Genomic DNA, 17903 nt, shown 5'->3' with positions numbered 1-17903 from the left:
TGTTCGGCCTCCCTGATGCACAACCGGCATCTTCATTTTGTCCAAAACATTCAGATTCCAGCCTGCGTCAAGCGCTGAGGCTGGCGTGAATATCCATTGCGGCGTCACGACCTTCGGCCACGGCCGTTACAGTCAGATCATCACCCCCGGCGGCGCAATCACCCCCAGCCCAGACGCCGTCAACCGAGGTCCGGCCCACACCCGAAACAGCGATTTTACGGCCATCCAACGCAACCGTATCAGGCGCGCCCTCTAGAGTTTGACCAATCGCTTTGAACACCTGATCTGCCGTCAGGCGGATCGTTTCTCCTGTGCCGCTCAGCTCGCCGGCCGTGCCAGAGGTATATTCCAACTCTATCTCGGCAGCCGCACCATTGCCATGCACAGCAATGGGTTGAACGTTGAACATCAGTTTCACGCCCTTCGAACTTGCCAAGTCTTGTTCGAACCGACTTGCACCCATGGCATCACGTCCACGCCGATAGGCAACCGTCACATTTTCAGAGCCAAGCAATTTGGATTGAACCGCTGCATCAATCGCGGTCATCCCGCCACCGATCACAACAACGTTCCGCCCGACTGGAAGCGTGCCCAAATTATCAGCCTGACGCAGATCGGCGATGAAATCGACAGCATCCCGCACACCCTCTTTGTCCTCGCCGTCAACGCGCAGGGCATTCACACCGGTCAAACCAATCGACAAGAACACTGCATCATGGTCGGCCTTAAGCCCGTCCAACGTCAGCGCGTCACCCAGTGCTTTGCCGGTCTCGATACGAATGCCGCCGATTTTCAGCAGCCAATCAACCTCGCGCTCGGCAAAACTGTTGGTGGATTTGTAAGCGGCGATGCCAAATTCGTTCAAGCCGCCCGATTTAGCGCGCGCCTCATAAATCACTACATCATTGCCAAGCATCGCCAGGCGATGTGCGCAGGACAGACCCGCAGGCCCTGCACCAACGACGGCAACAGTTTTGCCCGTCGCAGCAGCGCGTTCAAACGGATGCACCCCAGAGGTCATCAGTGTATCAGTCGCAAACCGCTGCAGACGCCCAATTTCAACTGGCTTGCCCTCTGCGGTTTCGCGAACACAGACTTCTTCGCACAAGGTTTCGGTCGGACAGACCCGGGCACACATGCCCCCAAGAATGTTCTGATCGAAAATCGTGCGCGCTGCGGCTTCTGGTGTTCCTGTTGCGATCTGACGAATGAACAGCGGAATATCAATGTCGCTGGGACATGCCGTTACACACGGCGCATCATAACAGAAATAACAACGATCCGCTGCCACAGCTGCCTCGTGAGGGGCATATGCTGGGTGAAGGTCGTCAAAGTTTCCGGCAATTTCATCGCTGGATAGCCGCCCGGCCTGAATGTCCGGAGCTGTCTGGCCCTGTGCCATCTCTCTCTCCCTGAGATATGTTTTTATGCGTCCCAGATTGCCACATTTGAATTTTTTATCAATTGGTAAAATTTTAAAACTTGGCCAAAAACGCAAAAACCGGGCTGAGGCGCCCGGTTTTTAAGCATTTTTTCTGTGTTCGAGTGCGGATAAGGCGGTTAAATCATGCCCAATAAATGTCCAGACTTGATCCAGACCCGCGCACCAGCAACGCCCGCAGTGGTCAAAAGCTGTGACCCAGGCGGCAGTCGAAGCCAGCTCCAAGTCGCAAACTCTTCGGTGGCCTCAACAAAGCTTCCGTCTAGAACGAACACTTCGATCCCACCCGGCGCATCGATTGAAACCGATGCACCCGGAGCCCAATTTTCAATGCGCACGTCCTCATGCGCATCTTGGTGCAAGGGTACAATGCCAGCGCCGTCCATTGATTTTCGCACTACGGTTCTTTCATCCGGATCAAACTGATGAAGTTTAACCAAGATTATCGCGCCCGGTTCCGTCGCCGGTGTATGCGATGACGTTGGCGGATTGCGAACATAAGTACCCTTGGGAAAATCACCCAACTCGTCCTGAAACACCCCATCCAGCACCAAATACTCTTCGCCGCCATCATGGGTGTGAGCTGAAAACGCACTCCCCGGCGCAAACCGAACAATCGAGGTTGCGCGCGCAACTTCATCGCCGATTCGATCCAACATCTTTCGCTCGACGCCCGCAGCCGGGGACGGAACCCAATCTGTCTGATCAAAGTGAACAGAGGCACGTTGGGTGAAATCAGCATTGAGTCGCATGTTCGTCTCCAGTCTAATTGCCTCCGTCAGATGGGGGCAGTCACATTCAAATGAAACACTTTACCGAAGAAGTGACCAGATTGTGAGGTCTTCGTTTTCGTCTGGGTCCTTCGCTATTCCCAATCAGTCTAGGCAAACGACCCATTCAGATTCTTGCCAAAAAAGCTTGACAAACACACATGCTTTAACCTTAAAATTTCATACATGAAATACTTATCGCCCCCTTCTGCACCAAACCCGCTCTTGCCACGGAGGCCATGGGTATTTCGTTTTTCAATACCAGCATTCAGACAATTCTCTTGTCATTCACCCTCTCGCGCACCGACGCTGAGTCAAAGCCCCACCGGGCAAAACGGGAGGAAATAGACCAATGGGACGCCTGAGCGCCTTTAACTTTCAAAAATGGATTGATGAGCACAAACATCTTCTAAAGCCACCTGTTGGTAATCAGCAGGTCTGGGAAGATGCTGATCTTATGGTCACCGTTGTCGGGGGGCCAAACAAACGCACTGACTATCACGACGACCCCGTCGAAGAGTTTTTTTACCAACTCAAAGGCGACATGGTACTCAAGCTGTTTGACGGCGGGGAGTTCTACGATGTTCCCATTCGCGAAGGCGAGATTTTCTTGCTGCCGCCGCATGTGCGCCATTCCCCACAGCGTCCGCAAGAAGGATCGATCGGGTTGGTGATTGAACCGAAACGGCCCGAGGGCGCCCATGATGCAATTGAATGGTTCTGCTTTGGATGTGGGACCAAAGTCCACCGCGCCGAACTGATCCTGGAAAGCATCGTCCGCGATCTGCCGCCCGTTTATGAACAGTTTTATGCATCGACCGAAGCACGCACCTGCCCCAGTTGTAACGAGGTTCATCCGGGAAAAGAACCACCCGAGGGTTGGGTCACACTCTGAACCACCCTTACACTCAAAAAAAACGAATGATTCTATCAGGGAGAGAGAGATGACATTCACCTTTAAAGGGCTCGTAAAAAGCGCCGCCTGTGCAGCACTGGCGCTCACTGCCTTACCCGCTGCGGCCAAAGATTTTCGTCTAGGCCTTATCACGCCACCACCGCATGTTTGGACCAAAGCTGCCCAAGCATTCGGCGATGAACTGGCCGAAAAATCTGGTGGTGCGCATAGCGTGACGGTCTTTCCAGCCCGTCAACTCGGTAACGAAGCACAAATGCTGCAACAACTGCAGACTGGCGCACTGGACATGGCGTTCATGACTGTTGCCGAAGTCAGCAACCGTGTTCCCAACATGGGGGCGTTTTATGCGCCGTATCTAGCAAATGACATGAGCCATGCCGCTGCCATCCTGCGCTCGGACACCGCTAAAGGGATGCTAGAAGTTTTGCCGCAAGAGGCCGGCGTGGTTGGCGTTGGCTATGGTAGTGCCGGCATGCGTCAAATCCTGAGCCGGGGTGAAGTCAATTCAGCGGCTGATCTGGCTGGTGTGAAACTGCGGATCACCCCGTTTGACCCGATTCTTGATTTCTACAACCTCTTGGGGTCGGCCCCCACACCGATGCCTTTGCCAGCCGTTTATGACGCATTGGCCAACGGACAGGTTGACGCCATTGATATGGATGTCGAGCTGATCAATGTTCTGAAATACTATGAACATGCTGACACCTTGCTGATTTCAAACCACATGATGTTCCCAATGGTTGGGCTGATTTCAGCGCGCGTTTACGCAGGGATGTCTGCCGAAGACAAAGCCATGGTTTCAGAGTTGATGGCAAAGCACGTGGATACCACGTTGGACGCCTATATCGAAAAATCCCCCGCTTGGACTGAAAAGCTGAACACTGTCGGTATCAATGTGCACACAGTTGATGCGGCGTATTTCGGCGATGTTATGGGCAAATGGGAAGAAATCTGGGCGGCTAAAGCCCCCTCTCTTCCTGATCTGCGCGCTGCGGCTGACGCAACAAAATAACCCAAACATCCAATGCACGACGGGCCGGGCGAAATCCGGCCCGTCGTGTGTCAGACAAAGGCAGGCACATGCTTTATCGGGCTTCCCACCTCTGGGCACGTATCGAAGTTTTTTTGGCTGCGACTTTCGCGGCTCTTATCACAGGTCTTATCCTGCTTAATGTTGTGACCCGATCAACGGGCAATGCAATCTATTGGGTCGACGAAGCCGCAATTTATGCCATGGTCTGGATGTGTTTTCTGGCGGCTTCTGCCGCTATTCACTACCGGTCCACAATTGCCGTTACCGTCGTCAATGAATTCGTCCCAGTCCCAGTCCGCTATTGGATGGAACGCGGCGTAGATGTCGTCATTTTCATGTTCGCCTGCCTGATGGTCTGGATTTGCCTGCGTTGGTTCATGCCCCTGCAGTTGATGGAGGCCGGATGGGACATCAAAGCGTTTCAAGGCAATACGTTCAATTTCATCTATGCCGAACCGACGAATACGCTGGGCATCAAAAAGGTCTGGGTCTGGCTGGTAATGCCTGTCTTTACCCTTGGTGCCTTGCTGCACACCACTGCCAACTTGTTTCATCCCGGCCATGCCGCCCAAGTGGAGGCTGCTGAATGACGCCCCTGATTTTTATTGTTCTCCTGTTTGCATCCGTACCGATTGCCCTGGTGCTGGCCCTGACTGCATTGTGGTACATTCACGAAAGCGGCAACACGGTTTTGTACGATAGCTTCGCTCAACAAGCCTTTGCTGGTGTGGAAAATTATGGACTTCTTGCCATTCCACTTTTCATACTTACAGGGGAGTTAATGAACGAAGGCGGAATGACCCAACGCTTGGTCCAAGCCGCCCGTGTTTTCGTCGGAGGATTTCGTGGTGGGTTGGCCTATATCAACTTGCTGGCCAATATGTTCATGGCAGCCATCATCGGATCGGCGGCCAGTCAGATCGCCGTTATGAGCCGCGCCATGGTGCCCGCCATGACCAAAGAAGGTTACGACCCCGGATTTGCCGCTGCAACCACTGCGGCTGGGGGATTGCTGGCCCCTGTCATTCCGCCGTCGATGCTGTTTGTGATCTACGGCGTCTTGGCCCAACTCCCGATTGGGGATCTTTTCATTGCCGGGATCATCCCGGGCCTGATCATGGCCGGATCTTTCTTTATCGTGATTGCCTTGATTGGGCTCGTCAAAGACTTCCCCAAAGGCGAATGGATGACGCTCCCAGTGGCGCTGCGCGCGTTGCGGGATGCTCTGCCTGCTTTTCTGATACCAATTGCCATTGTCGGTGGCATTCTCTTTGGGATAGCAACGCCAACGGAATCAGCTGCTGTGGCGTCCCTTATCGCTTTGGCCGTGGGATGGGGTATTTATCGTGAAATCAAACCTGCTGATCTGGGGCAGTTGTTTGTACGCACTGCGACCAATTCTTCGCTGGTTATTTTCATGATTGCTGCCGCCAATGTGTTTGGCTGGGTGGTAATTTACGAGGAATTGCCGCAGAAACTGGCCGCCTTCCTTGCCACTGTGACATCTGATCCCTTTACGTTTTTGTTGATCGTCAATGTCTGTCTGCTGTTTGTAGGGATGCTGATCGATGGCATCGCCGCCCTGATCCTAATCACGCCAATCTTACTGCCAATTGCGATGAACACCTATGACATCAACCCCTACCAATTCGGGGTCGTCATCAGCCTCAACCTCGTACTTGGGCTGCTCACCCCACCTGTGGGCGTCGGATTATACATTGCATCAGCCATGTCAGGCGTGAAACCGTTCACAATCTTTGCCGCCCTCTGGCCCTTTTTGTTGGCCGTGACAGTGGTGTTGCTGGTGCTGAGCTATTTTCCAACCCTAAGCACAGCGCTCATCTAGGGCTTCAGAACTGGAACGACAGACCCGCTAAGACACCTTGTTGGGTCGCGTCATAAAGAAAGCTACCGTTTTGCCGGTCAACGGTCATCCAACGGTAGCCTAAAACCCCGGCGGTGGTTGGTGTAAACTGATACCCGACCCCGCCAAACACATCAGCCATATTTTCAGATCCGGCCCCAAAGCCACCAACATAGGCCCAGCCAGTTACAAAACTACGCTCTCCAATCTCACGTCTACCGCGCACACCGATGATCGGGTCCACCCAACTGTCTGCCCCATTCGCAGTACGACCCGGTGCGGTTCCCGGCGTTAGGGAGATATCGTTTTTGACCCGCCAATACCGCAAGCCGCCTGACACCCAGACCTCATAATTCGGGGCCTGCGCGAGTTCATAATCTGCCATCAGCGACACAATTGTGTTTTCGATTTTGACCACAGCCTTGCCAAAAGTGGGTGCCAGGGATCCGCTTTCGGCAGTCAATTTCACGTACTGCAGATCACCGGTTATCCCCCAGCGACCGTTCCGCCCGTGGCCCACCACCATGCCAGCAAAATCGAGGTTATCCAAAATATCACTGAAACTGGCATCGACATCAGCGGGGGGAACGCCTGGCACCGTCGCGACACGCCCTTGCAAAGAGGTGGCCCACAAATAGGGGGCGACGCGCCATTCCCAATTGTCTTGCGCCTGCGCAACCTGCGTCGCCGCTCCCAAAGCAATTAGGGTACCCCCTAAGCATTTAAGAGCGGACACAATTATCCGAGTTTCACCAGTGTCTTTCATTCTAAGTCCCCCAGTTAAATTCTCCGATTTCCAAGCGCTAAATACTTCGACAAACGCTATGCCGTGATCATTTTGTTCAAGCCTCAGGGAATTTGCACCCCTTTGCGATCAAATTGAGCAGCTTCCTCGCTCAGGTCATCATAAACCAGTTCCACCGCGATTGTGTTAACAGAATTCAGCGCATACGACCGATAAGGTAGACCATCGCTTTCAAGGATCATATTCGGTGCGGGTTGATCATCGTGACAGATCGGCAGAGGCCAAATTTCAGGCGCAGCGCCATTGATTCCGACACGCATCTCAATCAAACCACACCGCCAAGACCAAAGGTGTGTCACATAGATCAGATCCTGACCGTTGAATTCGCGTACAGCAACCCAGTTGCCCTTTGTCATCCCCAGAATCGGCTTCACTTCGGTCGCTGTGGTGAATTTTCCTGTTGGGATCTGCGGTTCCGCCTGTCGAGAGGGAGCCAGGAACACAGGGGCTGCTGTCTCTGGTTCCGGTGTCGGAGCTAGAAACACTGGCGCGGCGCTTTCCCCCGCAGAGGTAGCTTCCGTCACGTTTTCCACCGAGGAAGCAGCGGTGGTGTTTGCTACGTCTGACGCGGACGACGCCCCCTGTACCGCCATAGCGATCATGAATAAAATAGTTTCCAGCATAATAATCCTCCCGAAGGGGTCGGTCTTTCAATTCAATCTTGGCACAAATCCGGGCTTTTGAGATCGACCGGTGCGTTCTATAGTGCCATCCAAGGCAGTTCCCGCATTCAAAAATCAAGCGGTTAGTAGAGAGTATGGCAAAAATGCAGGCGTCTCGCCAACCTTTCAATATCGTGGTCGTCGGACAGAACAATCGGCTTCAGTTTGAGGCCGTGTTATTTGCGGCGTCGCTGCGCCATTGTTCGCCTAATTTCAATGGGCGGCTTTTTGTTGCGTCACCGCAACCCGGTCCCAAATGGGACACCGATCCTAGCCTCCGAAATCAGGACGTCCTGCAAGCGCTGAATGAGCTTGGTGCCGAGGTTTTGCCGTTTCAGAACCGGGTGTTCGGCCAGTCTTACCCCTATGGAAACAAAATCGAAGCCCTACAGGCCCTGCCCAAAGGCGAACCGTTCGTCTTTTTTGACACTGACACCTTGATCACAGGCGACATCATGAGTGTCCCGTTCGATTTCAATCGTCCCAGCGCATCATTGCGCCGCGAGGGGACGTGGCCCCAACCAACGCTCTATGGACCCGGGTACACTGAAATCTGGAAAGCGCTTTATGACCGCTTTGGCCTCAATTTTCGAACCTCGCTGGATCTGGGGCATCCCGATGAGTATTGGGAGCGGTATCTATATTTCAACGCCGGTTACTTTTATGGTGCCTGCCCCCGCGCCTTTGGCCAACGGTTTCTAACCTACGCAAAATCAATCAAGCAAGATCTCCCGATTGAGCTGGTTTGCCAAAGCTTGGACCCTTGGTTAGATCAAGTGGCATTGCCCTTAGTCATTCATTCGTTTGGCGGAGGCCGTGATACCCTGCCGTCAGGGTACCTAGATGGCGAAGTGAGCTGCCATTACCGTCACTTCCCACTGCTTTATGCACGCGAAAGCGATCATGTGGTCGAGGTATTGGAAACGGTCTCTGCCCCGAACAAGGTCAAAAAAGTGCTCAAGCAATACGATCCAATTAAGCGAACCGTTTTTCAGGGACGTGGTGCCAAAGCGCGTGCCTTGTTTGACCGCGACCACCTTCCACGCAAGGAACAGGCCATTCGCAACCGGATCAAATCCGAAGGTCTTTGGATGCGTTGACAGTTGTATCTGACGGCCCGGCTCCATATGTGCTGGTCGTCAAAGGGTAATCTGTCATGTTTGATAAAAAAGAGTTGTCTCTCGTCACGTTGCTAAAAGTGTTTCGATGGAAAGTCGGTCTGACATGGCTTTTGACCATCCTTGAGACAGGCTTGATGGCGCTCATTCCACTGTTCATCGGTCTTGCCATTGATGGTCTAATGACTCGGACCTTTGAACCATTGTACATGTTGTGTGGAGTTCTGGCAGCACTTTTGGTCGTCGCCACAGGTCGCCGCGTCTATGATACGCGCGCCTATGGAACCATTCGCGTCGCACTGACTGCTGAAATGGCGAACCGAAATTCCACGCTCAAAATCTCCTCGCTCAGCGCTCGGGTGCACATGGCACGAGAACTGGTCGATTTTCTGGAAGGCGAACTGCCTGCAATCATGACATCTGTCTTGCAATTGGTCGTGGCTGTCGGTGTCTTGGCATATTTCAACTGGGTGCTTGCCGCATCCGCTCTGACCGCCGGGGGTCTTATGCTTGTGATCTACGGCCTGTTCCATCGCCGTTTCTTTCGTCTGAACCGCGCCTTGAACGCGCAATCTGAAAAAGAAGTATCTTTGCTCGAACGGCGAGATCCCCCCATTTTCCTCAAGCACCTTAGATCTTTGCGTCGATTTGATGTCCAGCTCTCCGACACCGAAGCCGCCGTGTATGGCATGATCTTCGCTCTGCTGCTGTCTGTCGTTATTTTCAATCTTGGTTATACCGCGCTTGTAATGGCGGCGTCCGCGGGCGCGGTGTTTGCAATTGTCACCTACAGCTGGGACTTTGTGGATGGGGCTGTCAGCGTCCCGATGGCTTTGCAAAGCTGGTCACGCCTTAGCGAGATCATTGAGCGGATTAACAAGACAACCTGAGCTGTTGTGCTGGGACGGTCAGTCCTCTAACTCTGTTGCCAAGAATTTGACCCAGGGAGACTATGACTATGTCCGATGGCCCAACACACGGCTTTGATACACTGCAAATTCATGCAGGCGCCCGCCCCGATCCGGCAACTGGCGCGCGGCAAACCCCAATTTACCAAACCACTGCCTATGTTTTCCGTGACGCGGACCATGCGGCGGCTCTGTTCAACCTTCAGGAAGTGGGCTTTATCTACTCTCGCCTGACAAACCCAACCGTGGCCGTTTTGCAGGAACGTATAGCGACGCTCGAAGGTGGAGTTGGCGCGGTTTGTTGTTCGTCTGGGCATGCAGCACAGATCATGGCGCTGTTCCCGTTGATGGCGCCAGGGTGCAACGTTGTGGCTTCGACCCGTTTGTATGGCGGGACTGTCACCCAGCTGAGCCAGACCATCAAACGGTTCGGTTGGAACGCCAAGTTCGTAGATTTTGACGATCTGGATGCGGTACGTGATGCGATTGACGACGACACTCGCGCCGTCTTTGGCGAATCCATCGCAAACCCCGGCGGGTATGTGACCGATATCCGCGCCATTGCAGACATCACAGATGCGGCCGGTATTCCGCTCATCATCGACAACACGTCGGCCACGCCATACCTGTGTCGCCCCATCGAAATGGGCGCGACGCTGGTTGTGCATTCTACAACGAAATACCTGACCGGCAACGGCACGGTCACGGGCGGTTGCGTTGTGGATTCGGGTAAATTTGATTGGTCCGCCAACGACAAGTTTCCTTCGCTAAGCGCCCCCGAAGACGCTTATCACGGTCTCAAGTTCCATGAGACCTTTGGTGGCTTGGCCTTTACCTTCCACGGGATAGCAATTGGTTTGCGCGATCTTGGCATGACGATGAACCCGCAAGCGGCCCACTATACGCTAATGGGGATCGAAACACTGTCTTTGCGGATGGAACGCCATGTTCAAAACGCCGAAAAGATTGCTGCCTGGCTCGAAAATGATGATCGCGTGGACTACGTGACTTACGCGGGCTTGCCTTCGTCGCCCTACGCAGAACGCGCCAAGCGCGTGTACCCCAAGGGTGCCGGCGGATTGTTCACCTTTGCAGTCAAAGGCGGCTATGACGCCTGCGTGAAATTGGTGAACTCTCTGGAAATTTTCAGCCACGTGGCCAATCTGGGCGATGCGCGATCATTGATCATCCACTCTGCATCAACCACCCACCGTCAGCTAAGCGCCGAACAACAAGAAGCAGCCGGCGCTGGCCCGAACGTTGTGCGGGTCTCAATCGGTATCGAAGACTCCGCCGATCTGATCGCGGACTTGGATCAAGCACTGAGCACAGCTTGCGCCTAAGGCGTCAGCAAAGCATAGAAAAGGGGCCCATGGGCCCCTTTTTTCTTTTTGCACATCAGACGTTGTTAGTCCTGAATTGCAAACACCATCGAGACCGAGGTTTCGACCGACACTTCGCCGCTTGCGATCGGAACGCTGCCACCTTCGGACATCGCAGCCATACGCATCATCGGGCGCCCACCACCGCCATGCTCCGAGATCGAAATAACAGCGCCTAGCTTGACACCTGCCGCCGCAGCCAATTGTTGCGCTTTGTCAGTTGCATCCGCAACAGCCTTAGCACGTGCCAAATCTTCAAGCGGTTTAGGGTCTTCCACACTGAACTGCAAACCATTGAAATCATTTGCTCCATCTGCAATCACCTGATCCAAAACCAACCCCAGTTTAGACAAGTCCCGAACGTTGACAATCACACGGTTCGACGACACAAATCCGGTGATTTTGGCATCCTCTCCTGATGCGCCATATTTGTTGGACCAAACCGGAGCCAAGGACAAATCGCGTGTTTGCACGTCGCGGGCATCAATGCCCAATTCCGTCAACCGGTTCAGAATTCGGGTCACTGCGTCTGATGTTTCGCGCAAGGCTGGAACGGCTTCTTTGTCTTGGCTTGTCACGCCCAAGGTAATGAGCGCCATATTTGGCGGCGTTTCGACTGTCCCCGAACCGGAAACTGAAATTTGCCGCAGACCTTCAGCCTGGGCCAAACCGGCTGCGGTGACCATCAATGTGGCCACCAGAAACACAAGTGTCTTCAATGGTCTTACTCCCCGTTGTTAGACTCACAAAGTGGGGGCGCGGACCTTTGCTCAACAAGGGGGAAGTTTGGTGTTTTTCTTTCCCTCGGCAGAATCCTGCTTTAATGTCATCCTGCCGGCACTCTGAGTGCCTTAATGCTTTTGACTTGAACGGTATTGCCAAGACATGAAACCTGCCTTTGCGCTCTCTTTGTCGTTTGAAGGGATCTCGTTGTTGCACCGCACAGCGGGTGGTTGGCGCTGTGTTGGTGAAGTGCCTGTTGATTCCTCCGATTTGCAGGCCGAACTGAGCGATCTGCGCACGCGTGCTCTAATGTTGGACTCTGCGATCCAATGTAAAGTTATCATTCCAGACGATCAGATCCGTTATCTGTCAGTTGATATCGGAGAGTTTCGCGGTGAGGCAGAGCAGAACATCATTGAAAACGCGATTTCAGATGCAACGCCTTATGGTCTGAGCGAGCTGAAATATGATGTCGCAATGGATGGTCCCATCGCGCACGTCGCGGCCGTTGCATTGGAAACTCTGAGTGAAGCAGAAGATTTCGCGATACAAAATGGGTTCGAACCCGTCAGCTATGTGGCGGCACCACGCGATGATACCTTCCCCGGAGAGCCATATTTTGGCCCATCGAGAATCACCATAGGCCTAACCGGTAGCAATGCGGTCGAACCGGATGGTGTGGCAGTCATGGATTTGGGTCCGGTTGAGTTCCCTGAGCCAACACCGCCTGTGGCGCCACCAGATCCCCCAGATACGGGTACTTCTGACGCTGCCGCCCTAAATTCGGAAATAGAAAAGGCAAACCCGCCTGCCCCGGTCGCCGAACCTAAGGCTACGCCACCAGCACCAGACATCAAGGTTGGGTTCAGCAGTCGCAGAAACCCGCAACCGGCAACCTCACAGCCAACGCCAAGCGTGCGACCTCTGCAAGAGACACAGCAAGCCTCAAAAAAACCGAACGCCTCCTTATCCAAAGAAGCACATGCGACGGCAGATGATCGTTTGGATACTGCCTTTACCAGCAAACGTAGCCCAGTCGTTACGGCAGCGCCCGCAGGTAGACCTGTTCAACCAGAAACGCCCCCTGTCGTTGCGCAACCGATTGCGGACGTCGATCCCGCACTTGATTTTGCAAGTCAGAAGAAACCAGAAACAGCTGCACTGCGCGACGAAACAGACCGCATGACAGTGTTCGGGGCTAGGAAACCTCAAAAGGTTGGAGGCAAGCCAAAGTATTTAGGGGTAATTCTTACAACTCTGCTAGTGCTGCTAATTGCCGCTGTTGCAAGCTGGGCTGCCTTATTTTCCGACATTGGGTTTCTGGGCCTGTCCCGCACACCAGATGCACCCCCCCAGACGCAGGAGCAGTATGAACCGGAACGCCCTGACACACCTTCCCCTGTCGCCCCACAGCCTGACACAGCCACTGATCCCAAACCTGAACTCCCGGATCTGGTTGCCTCTGTCCCACGCGAAGTGGATGGGCCGTTTCAATCCGAAACACCCAGCTTAACCGATACTGACTCTGCTGTTTTGGATGCGCTTCGGATCAAGCCACAGCAGGTTGAGGTAGCCCCGATCCCGGCGGAACCGTTAGTCGGAGAGGCGTTGTATGCCGCAACAGGGATCTGGCCCCAAGCCCCCCAAAGTCCCCCATCACCGGGGGTGATTGGACTGGATGATCTCTATGTTGCATCAATTGACCGGACCGATTTGTTTCAGGATGCAATCGCGCTGCCTACTTTGGAATCTTTTGATACGGACAAATCCATTGCCCGCTCTGCGTCTCCGGTTGCGGCTGGTTCACGGTTTGATCTTGATGCGCGGGGACTGGTCAAACCCACCCCCGAAGGGACACTATCCCCAGATGGTATTCTGGTCCACTTAGGGCGTCCTCCTGTGGTTCCACCAACTCCACCGGTCCGGTTTGAAGCCGAGCCTGAGCAAGCAGACACGCAGCAAGACTATCTTGCAACGTTGCGGCCGAAGCTGCGCCCTGACAATTTGGTTGAAAATAACGAACGCACGCAGCTCGGTGGATTGTCACGTGCAGAACTGGCAAAAGTACGGCCAAAACTGCGACCCAAAGCACTGGCTACAGCCTACGCAGAGGCCCAAGTAGAAGCCGAGGCAGAAAACCCCGATCCGGAAACCATCCCGGAAGCCGAAGCAACAGCTACGGCAACAGCCCTTGCAGTGGCACAGTCCCCGCTCCCCAAACGGCGCCCCAAGGGTTTGGCCTCTCGTGTTAAACGCAATACAAATCTAGGCTCTGTGGCGGGTCTCAGTGATGCGCCGAATGCACCAGAACCAGGTACATTTGTCGCCCGAACTGTTACCCCAAAGAAACCATCCACGGCCTCAGTCGCGCGACAAGCAACGCTTGAAAACGCGATCAACCTGCGTCGTCTTAATCTGATCGGGGTATATGGCACCCCCGCCAACCGCCGTGCGCTCATCCGGTTACCGAGTGGACGTTATAAAAAGGTCAAGGTAGGCGACCGGGTCGATGGAGGTCGCGTAGTCGCAATCGGAGACAGCGAGTTGCGGTATCAGAAGTCTGGCCGGAACATGACACTCAAAATCCCAAAAGGGTAACATTTGAGGTCTTGGTAAAACAAAACTCTGACCGCCACCTGAAGTCACGCTTACGTTTCCGGCGATCTTCTCATCAATGTTATTGCTTTTTGAAATTTTCCGTACCGCCTCACAGGATTCGCGTCTTTTCTCTCTAAACCTCGTTTTATCTGCGGGAATTGCGCACTATGTTGGACAAAACAGAGGGAAATCCGCAGATGCTGGACGCTATCGACACCCGTCTTCTGGCCGCGCTGCAAAATGATGCCCACCTGACAGCCCACCAGTTAGGTGGGATGTTAAACTTGTCACCCAGTCAGGCGGGTCGACGGCGTCAACGGCTTGAATCGGAAGGCTATATTACCGGGTATTCTGCACGACTGGATCCCTTGCGGTTAGGCCTGCATGTCCAAGGGTTCGTCCAAGTTCACCTTGCCTTGCATGGCCCAGAGCAATCCGCCAGTTTTTCCCGTATGATCAACACACGTCCAGAGATTACCAGCGCATGGACGATGACAGGTGAAGCAGATTATCTGTTACATGTCTTCTGTGCCGATCTTCCCGCGCTCAATGCCTTGCTTCATCAAGTCATTTTGCCTCACCCTGCTGTCGCACGTGTGCAAAGTCAGATTGTTATGGATCAGTTGAAACGGGACGCACCCCTCCCGACCTGATTCCGCCCCCCTTTGCCCCTTGAAAGGACCAAAATTGGAAAACTTTCTATACCAAGCAATGATTTACCTAGCCGCTGCCGTGATCGCGGTTCCGATCTCTGCGCGATTGGGGCTGGGGTCGGTTTTGGGCTATCTGGCTGCCGGCATTGTTGTTGGCCCGGTTCTGGGACTGGTCGGGGCAGAGACCGAAGAGTTACAGCATGTGGCCGAATTTGGGGTGGTCATGATGTTGTTCTTGATCGGGCTCGAATTAGAGCCTCGGGTTCTATGGAACATGCGCGATCGCCTGATCGGTTTGGGTGGGTTGCAGATTTTGGTATCCACCCTTGCCCTAATGACTGCCGCCTTGGCTGCGGGTCACCCATGGAATGTGTCGCTTGCGGTTGGCTTAACGCTGTCGCTGTCCTCGACTGCGATTGTGCTGCAAACCTTGTCCGAAAAGGGGTTGATGAAGACCAACGGTGGGCGTTCCACATTTTCTGTGTTGCTGACACAGGACATCGCCGTAATCCCAATCCTGGCCTTCCTACCATTGCTGGCAATGCAGGAAGCTAGGCATTTCAATGTTGATGGTTCGATTGATCGCGGATTGGAGCACAGTCCATCCGCGGCTGAGCATTCCCTGTCCCTTGTTGAGGGCCTACCTGGATGGGCTGTTACATTGGTCACACTTGCGGCCATCGCATTCGTCATTCTGGCCGGGGTATATCTAACCCGCCCCCTATTTCGCTTTGTCCACGCAACGCACTTGCGAGAGATGTATACTGCACTTGCCCTGGTCATCGTTGTTGGCATCTCCTTTCTCATGACCCTTGTTGGTCTGTCGCCGGCTCTTGGAGCTTTTTTGGCCGGAGTTGTTCTGGCAAGCTCGGAGTTTCGGCACGAACTGGAAAGCGATCTGGAGCCCTTCAAGGGCCTCCTTTTGGGGTTGTTTTTCATCACGGTTGGGGCCGGCATTAATTTCACCGCCTTTTTCGAAGAACCCCTAGACCTGATCGGATTGGCGTTGCTGGTTATCGTTGCTAAGGGGGCCATTCTTTATGTTGTCGGACGCGCTTTTCAGCTGAAAGGACGTGATCGTTGGCTGTTTACATTGGGGTTGGCACAGGCGGGTGAATTTGGTTTTATCCTCTTAGCGTTTTCCACCCAACAAAACGTCATTCCGCAAGACCTGGCAGAAAAGCTGTTGTTGATCATCGCCTTAACCATGCTGATAACACCGCTCCTTTTCATCATCTACGACATGCTATCCCGCAACATTAGAGATTCCGTCCCGGAGCATGTCGCTGACAAAATTGATGAACAGGGTCCTGTTATCATTGCCGGGATCGGTCGTTTCGGGCAAATCGTCAATCGGTTGGTGCGGGCCTATGGCTTTAAAACCATTGTCTTGGATAACGACATGGAAACCATCCAATTGATGCGTCGCTTTGGGGTGAAAGGGTTTCTTGGGGACCCGACGCGACCTGAGCTGCTCAAGGCGGCTGGCATCGACAAAGCCCATGTTTTAGTCGCCGCCATGAATGATCCTGAAAATATCACCAAACTGGTGAGCTACGCACGGCGTGTCCGCCCCGATTTGCACATTATCGCACGTGCTTGCCACCGCAGTCATGTTTACGACCTCTATCAGGCAGGAGCCAATGACATCGTGCGCGAGACGTTTGACAGTTCATTGCGGGCAGGACGCTATGTGCTCGAAAATATCGGTCTTAGCGAATACGAAGCGGCCGGTGCGGAAAAAACATTCTATGCCCATGATCGGAAAACAATTCGCGACTTAGCACAGTTATGGAAGCCCGGCGTACCTGCATCGGAGAACCCGGAATACATTGCCCGCGCGCAGGAGCTTGAAAAAGAACTGGAAACTGCTCTCCTTGCGCTAGCCGACGCAGACCCACCAAAAGAGACCTGAGCTGCTGGGGCACCTGCCCTAGCAACTCAGACACAGGAAACATCAACCGTCTGAGACACCTGCTTCGGCAAAGGTCGCCATGCCCGAGTGGCATGCGATCGCACTTTTGACGATGTTGATAGCCAACGTACCGCCGGACCCTTCGCCCAGACGCAACCCGAGCGTCAACAACGGTTCTTTGTTGAGGTGACCCAGCAAACTGCTGTGGGCACCTTCGGCACTCTGATGCCCGGCAACGGTGTGGTCCAACGCGCCCTGAGACGTCTTAGCCAGACACGCCGCAGCTGCACAGCAAATAAACCCGTCCAGGATAACAGGAATCCGCAGAACCCGCGCCGCTGCAATCGCACCAGCCATGGCAGCAATCTCTCGGCCGCCAAGGCAACGCAATACCTCTAGCCCATCTTGTGTATCGCCATGCAATGCCACACCTTCTGCGACAACACGGGTTTTATTGGCAAGACCTGCGTCATCGACACCAGTGCCCCGACCAGTCCATTCCTCGGCATCGCCGCCAAACAAGGCACAGCCGATTGCGGCAGCGGGCGTTGTATTGCCAATTCCCATCTCGCCCACAACCAATAGATCAGACTCGGGATCAACTGCGTTCCACCCAACTTGCAAAGCCGTCAACAGTTCAGCCTCGCTCAACGCAGGGGCTTGGGTGAAATCGGCTGTCGGATTGTCCAACTCCAGCGCGTGCACATCCATCTTGGCCCCGGCGGCCTTTGCCAATTGATTGATCGCGGCGCCGCCATGCTGGAAATTCATTACCATCTGCACAGTCACTTCGGCAGGAAAAGCCGAGACGCCTTGCGCCGTTACACCGTGGTTGCCAGCAAACACAATGACCTGAGGCGCCTCTACCGTGGGTCGAGGGCTCCCACGCCAACCAGCGTACCAGATCGCCAGATCTTCCAACCGCCCCAACGCGCCGGGGGGTTTGGTCAATTGTCCGTTACGCTCTTGCGCTCCGGTGGTTGCAGCCCCATCCGGGCCCGGAGCCCCAACAAGAAGGTCGCGGAAAGTCGATAGGTCGGTCAATTCGGGCAGCATGAAAAGCCTCGTTGCATCAGAGTGGTCCTGTGTGTTTAACCAATGCATCCAATGCCACA

16 protein-coding genes are annotated in these 17903 nt (G+C 54.1%); 10 read left to right on the top strand and 6 right to left on the bottom strand.

The features are described 5' to 3' along the window. Window positions 1–67 precede the first annotated feature (67 nt). Window positions 68–1402, bottom strand: a complete 1335-nt coding sequence (locus ABWV33_RS09940) for an NAD(P)-dependent oxidoreductase (protein ID WP_353330463.1) — start codon at window positions 1400–1402, stop codon at window positions 68–70. 158 nt (window positions 1403–1560) lie between these two features. After that, the gene (locus ABWV33_RS09935) at window positions 1561–2193 is read right to left on the bottom strand and encodes a cupin domain-containing protein (protein ID WP_353330461.1); all 633 of its coding nucleotides are present in this window, start codon (window positions 2191–2193) and stop codon (window positions 1561–1563) included. A 370-nt stretch (window positions 2194–2563) separates the two neighbouring features. Here ABWV33_RS09935 and ABWV33_RS09930 point away from each other — a divergent pair, with 370 nt between their 5' ends. The 4 genes from ABWV33_RS09930 (at window position 2564) to ABWV33_RS09915 (ending at window position 6006) form a co-directional block, all read left to right on the top strand. After that, window positions 2564–3106 carry a 3-hydroxyanthranilate 3,4-dioxygenase gene (locus tag ABWV33_RS09930; protein WP_353330459.1) on the top strand — a complete coding sequence of 181 codons (543 nt, stop codon included), beginning with the start codon at window positions 2564–2566 and terminating at the stop codon, window positions 3104–3106. A 49-nt stretch (window positions 3107–3155) separates the two neighbouring features. Next, the gene (locus ABWV33_RS09925) at window positions 3156–4139 is read left to right on the top strand and encodes a TRAP transporter substrate-binding protein (RefSeq protein WP_164617713.1); all 984 of its coding nucleotides are present in this window, start codon (window positions 3156–3158) and stop codon (window positions 4137–4139) included. 68 nt (window positions 4140–4207) lie between these two features. Beyond that, a complete protein-coding gene (locus ABWV33_RS09920; RefSeq protein WP_353330457.1) occupies window positions 4208–4750 on the top strand; it encodes a TRAP transporter small permease in 543 nt (180 codons plus the stop codon). Beyond that, on the top strand, window positions 4747–6006 hold the full coding sequence (locus ABWV33_RS09915; protein WP_353330455.1) for a TRAP transporter large permease: 1260 nt from the start codon (window positions 4747–4749) through the stop codon (window positions 6004–6006). The genes ABWV33_RS09920 and ABWV33_RS09915 overlap by 4 nt, the downstream gene beginning before the upstream one ends. Window positions 6007–6010: 4 nt before the next feature. Here the strand turns inward: ABWV33_RS09915 and ABWV33_RS09910 are convergent, their stop codons facing one another. Both ABWV33_RS09910 and ABWV33_RS09905 read right to left on the bottom strand, forming a co-directional pair. Further along, window positions 6011–6790 carry a hypothetical protein gene (locus ABWV33_RS09910; protein ID WP_113824608.1) on the bottom strand — a complete coding sequence of 260 codons (780 nt, stop codon included), beginning with the start codon at window positions 6788–6790 and terminating at the stop codon, window positions 6011–6013. An 83-nt stretch (window positions 6791–6873) separates the two neighbouring features. After that, entirely contained in the window at window positions 6874–7452 is a 579-nt protein-coding gene (locus ABWV33_RS09905; protein ID WP_353330453.1) for a hypothetical protein, read from the bottom strand. A gap of 143 nt (window positions 7453–7595) precedes the next feature. Here ABWV33_RS09905 and ABWV33_RS09900 point away from each other — a divergent pair, with 143 nt between their 5' ends. The 3 genes from ABWV33_RS09900 to ABWV33_RS09890 all read left to right on the top strand — a co-directional run bounded on the left by ABWV33_RS09900 (window position 7596) and on the right by ABWV33_RS09890 (window position 10860). Next, window positions 7596–8591, top strand: a complete 996-nt coding sequence (locus ABWV33_RS09900; protein WP_353330451.1) for a GT-B fold glycosyltransferase domain-containing protein — start codon at window positions 7596–7598, stop codon at window positions 8589–8591. A gap of 56 nt (window positions 8592–8647) precedes the next feature. Further along, the gene (locus ABWV33_RS09895) at window positions 8648–9499 is read left to right on the top strand and encodes an ABC transporter six-transmembrane domain-containing protein (protein WP_353330449.1); all 852 of its coding nucleotides are present in this window, start codon (window positions 8648–8650) and stop codon (window positions 9497–9499) included. A 68-nt stretch (window positions 9500–9567) separates the two neighbouring features. Continuing rightward, a complete protein-coding gene (locus ABWV33_RS09890) occupies window positions 9568–10860 on the top strand; it encodes an O-acetylhomoserine aminocarboxypropyltransferase/cysteine synthase family protein (protein WP_353330447.1) in 1293 nt (430 codons plus the stop codon). A 65-nt stretch (window positions 10861–10925) separates the two neighbouring features. On the opposite strand, the gene ABWV33_RS09885 is transcribed toward ABWV33_RS09890, so the two are convergent. Then, window positions 10926–11618 carry an SIMPL domain-containing protein gene (locus ABWV33_RS09885; protein WP_113824611.1) on the bottom strand — a complete coding sequence of 231 codons (693 nt, stop codon included), beginning with the start codon at window positions 11616–11618 and terminating at the stop codon, window positions 10926–10928. Between the two features lie 166 nt (window positions 11619–11784). Between ABWV33_RS09885 and ABWV33_RS09880 the strand changes: the two genes are divergently transcribed. The 3 genes from ABWV33_RS09880 (at window position 11785) to ABWV33_RS09870 (ending at window position 16788) form a co-directional block, all read left to right on the top strand. Then, the gene (locus ABWV33_RS09880) at window positions 11785–14220 is read left to right on the top strand and encodes a hypothetical protein (protein ID WP_353330445.1); all 2436 of its coding nucleotides are present in this window, start codon (window positions 11785–11787) and stop codon (window positions 14218–14220) included. Between the two features lie 197 nt (window positions 14221–14417). After that, window positions 14418–14873, top strand: a complete 456-nt coding sequence (locus ABWV33_RS09875; protein ID WP_353330921.1) for an Lrp/AsnC family transcriptional regulator — start codon at window positions 14418–14420, stop codon at window positions 14871–14873. Between the two features lie 34 nt (window positions 14874–14907). Then, on the top strand, window positions 14908–16788 hold the full coding sequence (locus ABWV33_RS09870; RefSeq protein WP_121996903.1) for a monovalent cation:proton antiporter-2 (CPA2) family protein: 1881 nt from the start codon (window positions 14908–14910) through the stop codon (window positions 16786–16788). 42 nt (window positions 16789–16830) lie between these two features. Here ABWV33_RS09870 and cobT read toward each other — a convergent pair whose 3' ends face one another. Further along, a complete protein-coding gene (gene cobT / locus ABWV33_RS09865; protein ID WP_113824614.1) occupies window positions 16831–17844 on the bottom strand; it encodes a nicotinate-nucleotide--dimethylbenzimidazole phosphoribosyltransferase in 1014 nt (337 codons plus the stop codon). Window positions 17845–17903: the final 59 nt, after the last annotated feature.

Source organism: Phaeobacter sp. NW0010-22 (assembly GCF_040365955.1).
Taxonomy (GTDB): Bacteria; Pseudomonadota; Alphaproteobacteria; order Rhodobacterales; family Rhodobacteraceae; genus OMPR01.
The sequence above is the reverse complement of the archived record's forward strand: the minus strand, read 5'-3'. Positions and strand labels throughout refer to the sequence as shown.